This window comes from Pectobacterium polonicum, assembly GCF_005497185.1.
Taxonomy (GTDB): domain Bacteria; phylum Pseudomonadota; class Gammaproteobacteria; order Enterobacterales; family Enterobacteriaceae; genus Pectobacterium; species Pectobacterium polonicum.
In genome coordinates this window covers 103,160-115,171 of sequence record NZ_RJTN01000011.1, presented here as the reverse complement: position 1 = coordinate 115,171, position 12,012 = coordinate 103,160, and the positions used below count along the sequence as shown (strand labels likewise).

Annotated in this window: 12 protein-coding genes; 4 read left to right on the top strand and 8 right to left on the bottom strand. The window is 52.0% G+C overall.

Annotation, left to right across the window (positions count from 1 at the left end; all coding sequences use genetic code 11):
• Positions 1–2: 2 nt before the first annotated feature.
• The 5 genes from EDI29_RS12970 to EDI29_RS12950 are packed head-to-tail and all read right to left on the bottom strand — an operon-like array spanning position 3 to position 4,779.
• Positions 3–656: a phosphatase PAP2 family protein gene (locus tag EDI29_RS12970; protein ID WP_137741238.1), complete on the bottom strand. Its 654-nt coding sequence runs from the start codon at positions 654–656 to the stop codon at positions 3–5.
• A complete protein-coding gene (locus tag EDI29_RS12965) occupies positions 656–1,942 on the bottom strand; it encodes a F390 synthetase-related protein (protein WP_137741210.1) in 1,287 nt (428 codons plus the stop codon). Before EDI29_RS12965 ends, EDI29_RS12970 begins: the two co-directional genes overlap by 1 nt.
• Positions 1,939–2,745: an MBL fold metallo-hydrolase gene (locus tag EDI29_RS12960; RefSeq protein ID WP_137741209.1), complete on the bottom strand. Its 807-nt coding sequence runs from the start codon at positions 2,743–2,745 to the stop codon at positions 1,939–1,941. The genes EDI29_RS12965 and EDI29_RS12960 overlap by 4 nt, the downstream gene beginning before the upstream one ends.
• Complete coding sequence (locus EDI29_RS12955; RefSeq protein ID WP_137741208.1) at positions 2,738–3,766, bottom strand: NAD-dependent epimerase/dehydratase family protein; 1,029 nt, start codon at positions 3,764–3,766, stop codon at positions 2,738–2,740. Before EDI29_RS12955 ends, EDI29_RS12960 begins: the two co-directional genes overlap by 8 nt.
• The gene (locus EDI29_RS12950) at positions 3,763–4,779 is read right to left on the bottom strand and encodes a 3-oxoacyl-[acyl-carrier-protein] synthase III C-terminal domain-containing protein (protein ID WP_137741207.1); all 1,017 of its coding nucleotides are present in this window, start codon (positions 4,777–4,779) and stop codon (positions 3,763–3,765) included. The genes EDI29_RS12955 and EDI29_RS12950 overlap by 4 nt, the downstream gene beginning before the upstream one ends.
• 463 nt (positions 4,780–5,242) lie before the next feature.
• Here EDI29_RS12950 and EDI29_RS12945 point away from each other — a divergent pair, with 463 nt between their 5' ends.
• The gene (locus EDI29_RS12945) at positions 5,243–5,584 is read left to right on the top strand and encodes a GlpM family protein (RefSeq protein WP_129709235.1); all 342 of its coding nucleotides are present in this window, start codon (positions 5,243–5,245) and stop codon (positions 5,582–5,584) included.
• Positions 5,585–5,627: 43 nt separating this feature from the next.
• Here the strand turns inward: EDI29_RS12945 and EDI29_RS12940 are convergent, their stop codons facing one another.
• The gene (locus EDI29_RS12940) at positions 5,628–6,017 is read right to left on the bottom strand and encodes a rhodanese-like domain-containing protein (RefSeq protein ID WP_137741206.1); all 390 of its coding nucleotides are present in this window, start codon (positions 6,015–6,017) and stop codon (positions 5,628–5,630) included.
• Between the two features lie 119 nt (positions 6,018–6,136).
• Here EDI29_RS12940 and ftrA point away from each other — a divergent pair, with 119 nt between their 5' ends.
• The 3 genes from ftrA to EDI29_RS12925 all read left to right on the top strand — a co-directional run bounded on the left by ftrA (position 6,137) and on the right by EDI29_RS12925 (position 9,416).
• Complete coding sequence (ftrA, locus tag EDI29_RS12935; RefSeq protein ID WP_137741205.1) at positions 6,137–7,132, top strand: transcriptional regulator FtrA; 996 nt, start codon at positions 6,137–6,139, stop codon at positions 7,130–7,132.
• Positions 7,133–7,136: 4 nt separating this feature from the next.
• Complete coding sequence (pemB, locus tag EDI29_RS12930; RefSeq protein WP_137741204.1) at positions 7,137–8,339, top strand: pectinesterase PemB; 1,203 nt, start codon at positions 7,137–7,139, stop codon at positions 8,337–8,339.
• 348 nt (positions 8,340–8,687) lie between these two features.
• Positions 8,688–9,416 carry a LuxR family transcriptional regulator gene (locus EDI29_RS12925; protein ID WP_137741203.1) on the top strand — a complete coding sequence of 243 codons (729 nt, stop codon included), beginning with the start codon at positions 8,688–8,690 and terminating at the stop codon, positions 9,414–9,416.
• Here the strand turns inward: EDI29_RS12925 and carI are convergent.
• Both carI and argG read right to left on the bottom strand, forming a co-directional pair.
• Positions 9,400–10,050: an acyl-homoserine-lactone synthase CarI gene (carI, locus tag EDI29_RS12920; protein WP_137741202.1), complete on the bottom strand. Its 651-nt coding sequence runs from the start codon at positions 10,048–10,050 to the stop codon at positions 9,400–9,402. The two genes, EDI29_RS12925 and carI, sit on opposite strands and share 17 nt — an antisense overlap.
• Before the next feature lie 268 nt (positions 10,051–10,318).
• The gene (argG, locus tag EDI29_RS12915) at positions 10,319–11,665 is read right to left on the bottom strand and encodes an argininosuccinate synthase (protein ID WP_137741201.1); all 1,347 of its coding nucleotides are present in this window, start codon (positions 11,663–11,665) and stop codon (positions 10,319–10,321) included.
• Positions 11,666–12,012 lie beyond the last annotated feature (347 nt).

Genomic DNA, 12,012 nt, shown 5'->3' with positions numbered 1-12,012 from the left:
TGTCATTCCTGATGGCGCTTGTCGTTAGGCAACGGAGCCGCTGGGGAAATGGCCTCCACCGTCTCTCGGCTACGCAGAAAAATCCATCCGGTTATACCCGCCAGCATCGCGCCCGTCACCAGATCGATGAACAGGTGCCGGCGCAGTTGCAGGATGGAGAAGGCAATTGCGGCACCCCAGAGAAGATACAAACCCGTTTTTACTTTCTGCTGGCTATCGCTCATCGCCCACACCGCCAGTGCCGTTAGCGCCATATGCAGCGACGGCAGGCAATTTTGCGGCGAATCGATACTCTGCAAAAGCTGTAGCAGACGAGCGGAGAGGTCGCCTCCGATAGCCTGCGGATACACCATCGTGGTTGGAAAAATCAGGTACACCGCGCCCGCAATCAACGCCGTAAGCTGCGTTGCCCGACGTAATCCAGCCAAGCGCGCAATCGGGCAGGATAAGTAAGACAGAGGAATGATGATAAAAAAGGAGAGATACAGCCAGATAGCCAAGGGGCTAAAGGGAATCCATTCGTCGATAATCGAGGGAGGTAACACCGTTCCCTGCCCTTGAAACTGTGCACTCAGTTGATACACCACCCCGACCGATCCCCAGCCGAAGAGCAGCGCTTTCAGCCGCAATAGCAGCGTGCTTTGAGGAAATCGCATCATATTTCCTCCTTCAGGCGGGTAATCCGTCTGCGCTTTTGCGTAAATTCTGGCGCGATCTCACCAGCGCTTAACCGCCACTGTAGCCGCGACGCATCAATGCCCTGCAACGCAAACTGCTGCACCAGACTGTCACGGCAGGCTTCCAGCTCTGGCAGGCTACACGCGGCGGATAAATGCAGCGTCGCGTCGCCCTGCTGCACCAGCCGATAATCAGCATGTAGCGGCAGCACATTAGCAATCACCCGGTTACAGAGATCCGCAAACACGGTCTGAGGCTCACCGCGATTATCCGGCAATCTCAGGCTGTCATCGCTGCGCCCTTCAATGCGGGCTATCGCCATCGTCACCCGACCACACGCACAGGGTGTTTTTTGCTTCACCAATATATCGTCCAGCCGATAGCGCACAATCGGCTGCGTGCTGCGGGTGAAATCGGTAATGATGGGCGTAAAGCGTTCGTCATCCAGCCACTGCGGCTCAATGTGAATAAATTCTTCGTTAAGATGCAGCGTGCCATGTTCACAGGTCGATGCCAGAAAGCCTTCCGTTGCCTGATACACTTCCCCTACTTGCCCGAAGACCTGCTGCAACAGCTGCTTATCCTGCGGCTCCAACACCTCGGCCACGGAAATCACCTTTTTGGCCGACAGGCGCAGTTCACCACGCTGTACCGCCAACGCCAACTCGCGCAGCACCTGTGCAGGAGCAACGATAATCGACGGTGACCACGCTTCCAGCCGCGAAAAATGGCCGGAAAATGGCGCAAAGAGATCGTAAAACGACAGGCTGAGCCAGCGGTTATCGACGCTGTGATACAGGTTGTTATCCGCCCGCAGAAACAGCGCCACCCGTTCACCGGCGCGTAAACCGTCCGGCAGCATTTTTGCCAGCATGCCTCCCGCCCACACCTGCTGTTCACGTGGGCTGACGACAAACAGCCCACGCTGACCAGAGGTGCCGGACGACAGCCCGACGCTGAACCCATTTACACTCGGCGTGAAGTCGCGATCGTCCTCACTGCGGCGCGCGCAGGCGAGCAGGTCATCCTTCTTAAGTCCGGCGGTGTTCATCCGATCGAATTCGGCCATCATTACGGCTTTATCCATCATCGGCCACGACGTTATAGGAAGCTGGCAGTAAGGACGAAAATAGGGACTACGCGCCAGCACCCGCCGCGCGAAGCGGGCGAGCTGATTCTGCTGATGGCGTTCAAGCGCCTGACGGGTAGTAAAACTCAGGCGTCTGGCGCGGAAATAGTGCCAGATCGTCATCAGCGGAATCATAAGTCGCCCTCGTGGCACAGACGAATCTCGACCTGTCCGTTCAGGTGCAACTGGTGCAGCTGATCCAGCGTGTGGTAATAGGCTTTTGGATCGTCCATCACCAGATTCGCCAACCGCGACGGCCCACGACCTTCACGGTAGCTGTGCGGCGACCAGGCAGCATCACTTGCCAGCAGCACCCAGCCGTTTTCGGTCAGCACAAACGCGCCAAGGTGTCCGGCTGCGTGGCCGGGCAACGGCACCAGCACGATCTCTTTATCACTACCGGGCAGCGCATAGCCTTGCGTAAACGGTGCCAGCTCGGCAGGCAGGTCGGTAAGCGGAAAATTTTCAACAAACTGGAGCGCCTGCTCGAAATGTTCAGGGATCAGCGCGGGGACAAACGCCCGTTTCAAGGCGGAGAAACCGCGCAGGTTCCGCGTCTGCTGCCAGCCCAGCGCCGAACAGATAAACGGCACGGAGGGGAAATCCCGCAGCCCCGCGATATGGTCGCCGTGAAAATGGGAGATGATCAGGCCGTCGATATCGGCAGGCTGAATACCCTGCGCGTGTAGCTGGTGAATCAGCGCGTCTTTCGTTTCGAAATGCACCGGCGTCATTCTGCGGTACAGTTGGAACAGGCCGGAACGCGTGGCGTCGGTGAAATGCTGAGCATAGCCGGTATCCCACAGCCAGCGCTTACCCTGACTTTCCAGCATCCAGACCCGCGCCGGAAAACGGCACACTTTCCATCCCGCACCACGCAGCGCCATACAACCCGGATGCAGGCAGTATCCTACTTCAAACGTCGAAATATTAGCCATGTCCGTCAGTGCTCCGCTGCGCAAGGTGTGTTTTGAACCAGCTACCGGTTAACTCGATACCCTGCTGGAGGGAAAAACGCGGCTGATAGCCCAGCTCTTGCTGCGCTTTCTCCGCGCTAAGCGTCATATCAAAATTCACCGCTCCCGCGCTATAGCGTGTCAGCAGCGGCTCTTTTCGGCTAAACCACGAGAACAGTTCCATGCCACCGGCCACCGCGTGCAGCAACGGATACGGCACCGCCCTAACGCGATAATTCATGCCCAACTGACCGACCAGCAGTTGCTGAAGCATGTCTGCAAGGCGCGCGGGCTCATGGTTGGTAATGTTGTACGCCGAACCTGAAACTAACCCCGTGCGCTGGCTGGCAAGTGCCATCGCCTCTACCACGTTGCCAACAAACGTCAGATCCAGCAGCGCTTCACCACCGCGCGGGAGACGCAGCACGCCTCTCCCCACCGCGATCTGCTCCAGAACACGTGGCAAAATCACGCGGTCATGTGGGCCAAACAGGCCACGCGGGCGCAGGATGACATAGGTGGTTTGCGGGTAGCGTGACGTCATCGCCTGAAGCCGTTCTTCCGCCAGAAATTTGGTCTGCGCATAATGATTGGCAAAACGCGCCGCACGGTAGCTTTCATCAATGTTCAGGTGGTGCTGATAATCAAAGTAAATCGCAGGCGTGGAGATGTGCACAAAACGCGGGATACCCAACTGACCGGCGGCTTCAGCCAGTCGCGCCGTTACCTCGGTATTATTCTGATAAAAATCATCATATTGACCCCACGGTGATGATTTTGCGGCACAGTGCCAGATCACATCACAGCCCGCCATCAGCGTTCGAAATTGCTCTACCGAGGTTTCGACCAAATCGATGCGGGCGAACTGCGCGCCGAGTGCTTCAAGCTGTTGCCCAACCGTGCGATCGCGCCCGCAGGCCAGCACCTGATGTCCGGCCTGGAGCAGCCATTCCACCGCGTTACGCCCCAACCCGCTGGTGGCGCCCGTGACGAAGACTCTCATGGGATCAGCACCATTCCGCCCAGCGTCAGCCCAGCGGCCGTACCGACCAGCATCGCGGGTTCACCTTCAGGCAGGCGTTGCGTCACGATAGCATGATGCAGCGCCGTCGGAATCGAGGCCGCCACCTGATTGCCGTGATAGCGGTAAATATCAATCAGCTTTTCCGTCGGAATCGCCAGCCGCTTGCGCATATGTTCCAGCGACAGGTGGCTGGCCTGATGCGGAACCACCGCCGCCATCTGATCCAGCGAGTACCCGCTGGCATCCAGCAGACGTTGCAGATAGCCCTCAATCAAGGCAGAAGCCTGTCTGAAGAGCCGTTTCCCCTGCATATGGAACAGAAAATCATGCAGTTCCATCCCCGCACGCGGGTTGCGCAAGGTGCCGCCTGCGCGGATTTGGCACAGTTCGTTGCCCTTCGGATAAGTTTCCAGCAAGCACGCCGCAATACCGCTGCGCCCATCGCCGCGTTCAACAATGGCGCACGCGGCACCATCGCCAAAAATCAGCGACGACTCTTCATCATCCCAGTCAATGCCGCGTGAGGCCAGTTCGGTAGAGACAATGGCAATGCGCCGATAAGCGCCGGTATTCAGCAAACCAGCTGCGACCTGAAGCGCGGAAATAAAGCTGACGCAACTGCTGTTAATATCAAAACAGGCCGTCCCTTTTGGCAGAGACGACGCCTTTAATAAATGGCTGGCGCTATAAGGCAGCGCCTGAATCGGAATAGCAGAAGCAAACAGCAGCAGATCGATGGACGCGGGCGGAATAACTCCCCGCGCCAGCGCGTCATTTAACGCCGCCACACCGAGTTCAGCCTGGCTAGCATGATTATCGGCATGGTGACGATAGATAATGCCTGAACGGCTTTCGACATAACCGGCGGGCTTATTGAGCCGCACATCTAATTCGGCTGACGTCACCCGCTGCGCAGGAAGCGCGCTGCCGGTAGAAATAATCTTGAGTGGAACCAATCCCTGAGTAAATGCATGACTTTGCGTCTTCAACATCAATCCTTTTCAGATTCATTATCGTTTTAGCTGCACCTACGGTGCCATATACCCTAAATAATTCGAGTTGCGTGACAAAACGTTATCGTTTTGAACAACGCAAAGCGTTGGCCCGCTAGGGCGAGGCCCATTTATGGCCTTGTAGCGCGGCAACCGCGCGACAAATTCGTCGGGAACGAATTTGACTAGCCAACGGCTGGCCTTCGGTGAGAGACAGGATGTCTCTCATTTCATCCCCAGGAGCTTACACAAGTAAGTGACTGGGGTGAGTAAGGGCGGCCAACGCACAAGCAGCTCGAAGTATGACGGGTATCACGTACAGTATTTATTCATTCTGCTGCTAAGAATAACGAAATCACCACGAATTGAAATCTTAAGCTGTGCGATCGCACTATTCTATCCCGACACTTTTTCGCTATTCTCTGTGCATTCTCGATGCTGAATTAAGCCAGAAGTTATACTTATGTCATTGTTTATCAAATCGGTTATTGGCGCGCTGATCGTATTGCTCATCAGCGTATTGGCGAAAAGCCGAAACTATTATATTGCCGGGCTGGTGCCGCTATTTCCCACGTTCGCACTGATCGCACATTACATCGTTGGCACCGAACGCGGACTGGACGCGCTGCGCGCCACCATCCTGTTTGGCATCTGGTCCGTTATTCCTTATCTGGTTTATCTCATTTCACTTTATTACTTTACCGCGTGGATGAAATTGCCACAGGCACTGCTCGCAGCGGTCGTATGTTGGAGTGTCTCAGCGGCACTGTTGGTGAAAATCTGGACGTGGTATCAGGGGAATTAGGTGCTGGCAGAAGGGCGGCCCCCTCTGCCAGAGGCAAGTGATATCAGGCGAAGGCAAAGCCTTCATCTTCCCATCCCGTGATTCCCCCGATCATAATTTTTACCGGGCGACCGAGTTGTGCCAGTTTTAATGCCGCCTGATCTGCGCCATTGCAGTGTGGTCCCGCACAATAGACGACAAACCGCGTGTCATCAGGCCACTCGGCCATACGCTCAGGTGTGATTTCCCGGTGTGGCAGATGAAGCGCCCCCGGTATATGACGCGCGGTAAAGTGCTTCGTCGATCCCACCACATGCAATAACACAAAGTCCTGCTGAGTCTCAGAGAGGGATGCCGCTACATCCGCACAGTCAGTTTCAACAGACAAACGCCGTGCAAAATGGGATAGAGCAATATCAGAAGCAGCAAAGGGATAGTCAGTCACGTAACTCATCGATCTTCCTCACGGATTGGAATAAGGCTTGACTATAAAACGGATACATCAAGGCTGGCAGATGGCATTATTGACATATATCGTCAAGATCATGACAAGTTATTGAGGCAGGAAAATCGATGTTCAACCCGCTTGTTGTCGTACTTGCTTATGATGGCTTGTGTACATTCGAATTTGGTATTGCCGTTGAAGTCTTCGGCCTTCCACGCCCCGAAATGGGAGAGGACTGGTATCAGTTTGCCGTTGCGGGTTTAGACAGTGGCGCGATGCGGGCAACGGGCGGCATCCATGTTGTTGCCGATGGTGGCCTTGAACTGTTAACACAGGCGGGCACGATTATCATTCCCGGCTGGAAAGGCAGTGATGTGCCCGTCCCCACACATCTGGTCGATGCGTTACGTCAAGCACATCAGCAGGGTGCCAGACTGCTCTCTATCTGTTCTGGCGTTTTTGTCCTCGCGGCGACCGGCCTGCTTTCCGGGCGACGCGCCACGACACATTGGCGCTACAGTGACACGTTAAAAATGCAATATCCTGATATCAACATCGAGCCAGACGTTCTTTATATTGATGAAGGAACGATTCTTACGTCAGCCGGGAGTGCTGCGGGTATCGATCTTGGGCTGCATCTCATCCGTCGGGATTACGGCAGCAAAGCGGCCAATCAGGTTGCTCGCCGCTTGGTGGTCGCACCACATCGTGATGGTGGGCAAGCACAGTATATTGAAAAAGCGGTACCGGTAGACTATGAACGCTCACGCCTCGGACCGCTTATCGATCATGTCCGAGCCAACCTCGCGGAAGAGTATTCCGTTACGAAACTGGCAGCAATTTCTTGTATGAGCCCACGCACGTTCCTTCGCCGTTTCTCTGCCGCTACGGGTACGACGCCAGCACGCTGGTTACTGGCCGAACGGCTGAATACCGCACGCGATTTACTGGAAAACACGCGCTTATCGATCGAGAAAATCGCCGAAACGGTGGGATTCGGTACTGCCGCCTCGTTACGCCATCATTTTCGCCAGCAGCTACATCTCACGCCCTCAACCTACCGGTTGCGCTTCGGACAGAGAACCGATGATACCCCAGAGAGCCTTGCCGCTAAGAGAGGATAAGATCATGACAAAAACGACGTACCCCGGCACCGTTTATCGTCCCATTCTCTCCGCACAGGAAGCCGAACGCTTCACGCTCCCGCACTATTTCACGCGGCGTGGGAACGATGGTCAGACAGAGGCTGATGTCTGGCAGCCCGCACCGATTGAGGTCGATCCAGAGACGCAGTGGGTTGTCGGGCAGCAGGTGGGAGTGGATGGTGCAACACATACCCATATTCAACAGGCGGTGAACGCCGCACTGCGGGCGCAGCAGGATCGGCCGTGTATTGAGATTACATTGCTACCGGGCACCTATACCGGCACGGTCTACATCCCTGCCGATGCGCCACCGCTCACGCTATGTGGTGCGGGAGAACAGCCGGATGACGTAGTGATTCAACTCGCGCTGGATTCGATGTTTTCACCGGCAACCTACCGGGAAACCGTGAACTCACACGGCGAATACCAGCCCGGTGACCCTGCCTGGTACCTGTACGATCTCTGTGCGTCAAAGCAGAACGCGACGATTGATACCATTTGTGCCGCCGTGGTCTGGTCGCAAAGCGACAATTTCCAGATGAAGAATCTGACGGTAGTGAATACCTTGCTGGATTCAGTGGATGGTCGCGCGCATCAGGCCGTGGCGCTGCGCACCGATGGCGACAAAATACAGCTTGAAAGGGTTCGCCTGATCGGGCGTCAGGATACGTTTTTCGTCAACACCAGTAACCTCCGCAACGAGTACGTCGTAGACCGCTACAGCCGCGCCTACATTAAAGACAGCTACATTGAGGGCGATGTCGATTACGTTTTTGGGCGCGCAACCGCGGTATTCGAGCGTGTCCACTTTCACACGGTTTCCAGCCGTGGAGCGAAAGATATTCATGTCTTCGCACCTGACAGCATGCCGTGGACGCAATACGGTTTTCTGGCGGTAAATTGTCGCTTTACAGGAGACAAAGGCTTCAATGGAGAAAGAAAAGCCAAACTAGGCCGCGCCTGGGATCAGGGGGCAAGGCAGACGGGATACCAGTCCGGCCAGACGGCGAACGGCCAACTGGTCATTCGCGACAGCACAATTGACGCGAGCTATGACAGAGAACAGCCGTGGGGAGCTGCGGCAACAACCGCACGGCCCTTTGCGGGTAACGCGGATTCAATACGTAATCTGGACGATGTGCATTTCAATCGCTTGTGGGAATACAACAATATCGACGAGGCGTGAGGTACAACGAAAGGGATAACAATATGAAAGACGAGGGTTATTCGAGAAAGAGTCGCACTGATAGAATTAATTAACCTGAGCATCTGGCGGCCTGTAAACAATACAGGCCATGGAAAAGTAAGAAGAATTTTATTATATTACTGATAAATCTCGCTTAATTAGCATTCCCTGATGTCAGCCAATCATCACGCTTATCCTGAGCGATGGTTATGTCTTTTGCTTTACGCCCTTAACAAGGTTGAAGATTTTATGTTTTTTCACTCACTCATAACAATTAGACTTAGGTACAGGTGTAGGTATATACTTTTCCGTTACAGGGATGTTGATTCTTCAGACTGAGGTCATGAGATGTCGCCATTATTCACCGATAGTGAAATAATAAGCAGGGTAATCAAAAAACACTTCAATAAAAACCTGGATCACTACAACGGCGTAAAATTCTCATTTATGGTTCTCAATAAGAAGAACCCTTCTCAAATGATCATCATTTCCAGTTATCCCGATGAATGGGTAAACATCTATAAAGAAAATAAATACCAGCACATTGATCCTGTTGTTCTTGCATCATTTAATAAAATATCGCCTTTCTCGTGGGAGAAAAGTCTGGTTATTAACACTAGATTTCAGCTGGCCAAGATATTTGATCTCTCTAAAAAATATAATATTATCAATGGATATACTTTTGTACTTCACGATAATGGCGACAATCTGGCCATGCTATCGATTATCGTGGACAGTTCGTATCCAGATGATGTTGAAACATTCATTGAAGAGAAAAAAGACACCTTTCAGATGCTATTAATTGAGGCATATGAAAAAATCATCTCCCTTTGCAGAGAGATGATTGAAGATAAAAAACAATCAAACAATAAAGACATATTCTCTCAACGAGAAAATGAAATTCTTTACTGGGCCAGTATGGGTAAAACCTATCTGGAAGTTGCGATTATTCTCGGCATCAAAACCAGCACGGTAAAATTTCATATCGGCAACGTTGTGAAAAAACTTGGCGTCCTGAATGCCAAGCATGCCATCAGGCTCGGCGTTGAGTTACAGCTCATCAAGCCTGTGCAATAGCGGCAGGTACCCGTAGAGGCCACTGCTTCAATTCATTGCTCATAAATTTCCCACTGCGGTTAATACGACGAGCCAGCGCTTCCTGATTCTCATCATCAACGGGAAGGAAGACTAAATAAACTCTTTCTTCCTTTTCTGACAAGCCTTGCTCGACCACGCGAATTCCCCAGCCAGAACGCTTTAATATTGTCAGCATAGGGTGACTCACTATCGTATATATTCCATCATAACCCTTATCCCTTGAATAATTAATCATTGAAAGAAACAGCATAGAACTAATTGGGTATTCATTGCCGAGAATATCTTTCGCTCGTGATTTATCTACAAAGAACCGACTAGATTCCAGGTAATTACCTTCAGGGATATTTATCTCCTTGAAGTAAGGAAAAAACGTCCCGGTAATCATGTTAGGGTATTTTGTTTCAATAAATCTCAAACTACAGATAACGGTGTTATCTTTCATGCCAAAAAGATAAGTCGTGTTATTATTATCATACTGATCAAATTCCATTCCATCAGTACATTGCACGGCCCAATTCAGTCGATCTTTAAACGTCTCTTTTCTGAGGGTAAATAGCTCTTCTGATTTTGTTTCTGACAACAGGGTGTGATTTACATCAAATATCTCTAACATTTTTCCTCCATTGAAAAGTTAATGCATAACCTCAAAAAAATGACACTCCATCCCGCAGTTCCTTCGCCTTCAGATTATTATTCAGGCTGATTATTTATAGGTATTCTGTCCCTTTCTAGGGCGGTTGTACAGATGCAACCTGCATTGTCAGCAAGAGTTCACAAACGAAAAATATCGCGAGAAAATCAAACATAAACAGATGATAAACAGATAAAAAAAATCCGGAACGCGAGACGATTCCGGATTTTTATATTACTCAACCTGTGAGTTACTTCTCTGTTTTATCCTGCAATTGCCCGACCTGCGGCAAACCGGTGCTGGCAGAAGAAGAAAGCAAGCCCGTCTCAGCATAGTTAAACAGTTTTTCACGCGTGTCCGTGATGTCCAGATTGCGCATAGTCAGCTGGCCAATACGGTCATCCGGCGAGAAGACCGAGTCGCCTTTCTCCATGGTCAAGCGCTCTGGCTTATAGGTCAGATTGTCAGACACGGTATTCATAATGGAGTAATCATTGCCACGACGCAGTTCCAGCGTCACTTCGCCGGTGATGGCGCTGGCGATCCAACGCTGAGAAGAATCACGCAGCATCAGCGCCTGAGAATCAAACCAGCGTCCCTGATACAGGAAACGACCCAGCTGACGACCATTGGCGTGGTATTGCTCGATAGTGTCTTCGTTGTGGATACCGGTGACCAGACGCTCATAGGCAATGTGCAACAGTGCCATTCCCGGCGCTTCATAGATGCCGCGGCTTTTTGCTTCAATGATACGGTTTTCAATCTGGTCGCTCATACCCAAACCATGACGTCCGCCGATACGGTTCGCTTCCAGCATCAGCTCAACATCGTCAGTAAAGGTCTGGCCGTTCAACGCAACCGGGTGCCCACGTTCAAAACGGATGGTCACTTCTTCTGCCGGCACCTTGACGTTCTCATCCCAGAATTTCACGCCCATAATCGGGTTAACGATTTTGACGCTGGAATTCAGGAATTCCAGATCCTTCGCTTCGTGCGTCGCACCCAGAATGTTGGAGTCAGTCGAATAGGCTTTTTCGGCCGACATTTTATAGCCGAACCCTGCCTGCGACATAAACTCAGACATCTCCTGACGGCCGCCCAGCTCATCAATAAAGTCGGTATCCAGCCATGGCTTGTAAATCTTCAGTTCAGCATTGGTCAGCAGACCGTAACGATAGAAACGCTCAATATCGTTGCCTTTATAGGTGCTGCCGTCACCCCAGATGTTCACGCCGTCTTCCTTCATCGCCGCAACCAGCATCGTACCGGTCACTGCACGGCCCAACGGGGTGGTGTTGAAATAGGTCACGCCTGCCGTTGTGTTATGGAATGCGCCACACTGAATCGCAGCGATACCTTCGGCGACCAATTGTTTACGGCAATCGATAAGGCGAGCATTTTCTGCGCCATATTCCATAGCCCGACGTGGGATTTCATCGTAGTCATCCTCGTCTGGCTGCCCCAGATTTGCGGTATATGCGTAAGGAACCGCGCCCTTTTGACGCATCCAAAGCAGCGCGGCGCTGGTATCCAGACCACCCGAGAACGCAATACCAATACGTTGACCAACCGGAAGATGCTTGAGAATCGTTGTCATAAATGTAATCCCTGCTTCGAAAGATCTATGGATAGAAGCGTCGTCGCTCACACCATTATGTTACGCCATACATTCCTGAGCGCTCGTGCCCCGTGTACATCCTACATCAACGGGCTGGTCGACGACCAAAATCGACACGCTCACAAATGCATATTTATGCAAAATAAGTGAGTGATAATTTAAACATCTTTTTGGCGGGACAGGAAGAGAAGAGTCATGCTTTCATGCAAAAAAATTCGGGGCGAATTCACAGCCAAGTTAGCAAGTATAACGCCATCTTCTCTTTAGGCTAAGCAGCAAAAATCGTTTACGCGACTCACTCGACATTAATAAAACATCGTTTCATT

Bases quoted from the DNA above. Each gene is read 5' to 3' on its own strand.
- EDI29_RS12955 (WP_137741208.1), bottom strand. From the start codon at position 3,766: ATGAGAGTCTTCGTCACGGGCGCCACCAGCGGGTTGGGGCGTAACGCG.
- carI (WP_137741202.1), bottom strand. From the start codon at position 10,050: ATGTTAGAGATATTTGATGTAAATCACACCCTGTTGTCAGAAACAAAA.
- EDI29_RS12925 (WP_137741203.1), top strand. From the start codon at position 8,688: ATGTCGCCATTATTCACCGATAGTGAAATAATAAGCAGGGTAATCAAA.
- EDI29_RS12940 (WP_137741206.1), bottom strand. From the start codon at position 6,017: ATGAGTTACGTGACTGACTATCCCTTTGCTGCTTCTGATATTGCTCTA.
- pemB (WP_137741204.1), top strand. From the start codon at position 7,137: ATGACAAAAACGACGTACCCCGGCACCGTTTATCGTCCCATTCTCTCC.
- ftrA (WP_137741205.1), top strand. From the start codon at position 6,137: ATGTTCAACCCGCTTGTTGTCGTACTTGCTTATGATGGCTTGTGTACA.
- argG (WP_137741201.1), bottom strand. From the start codon at position 11,665: ATGACAACGATTCTCAAGCATCTTCCGGTTGGTCAACGTATTGGTATT.
- EDI29_RS12950 (WP_137741207.1), bottom strand. From the start codon at position 4,779: ATGTTGAAGACGCAAAGTCATGCATTTACTCAGGGATTGGTTCCACTC.
- EDI29_RS12960 (WP_137741209.1), bottom strand. From the start codon at position 2,745: ATGGCTAATATTTCGACGTTTGAAGTAGGATACTGCCTGCATCCGGGT.
- EDI29_RS12965 (WP_137741210.1), bottom strand. From the start codon at position 1,942: ATGATTCCGCTGATGACGATCTGGCACTATTTCCGCGCCAGACGCCTG.
- EDI29_RS12970 (WP_137741238.1), bottom strand. From the start codon at position 656: ATGCGATTTCCTCAAAGCACGCTGCTATTGCGGCTGAAAGCGCTGCTC.
- EDI29_RS12945 (WP_129709235.1), top strand. From the start codon at position 5,243: ATGTCATTGTTTATCAAATCGGTTATTGGCGCGCTGATCGTATTGCTC.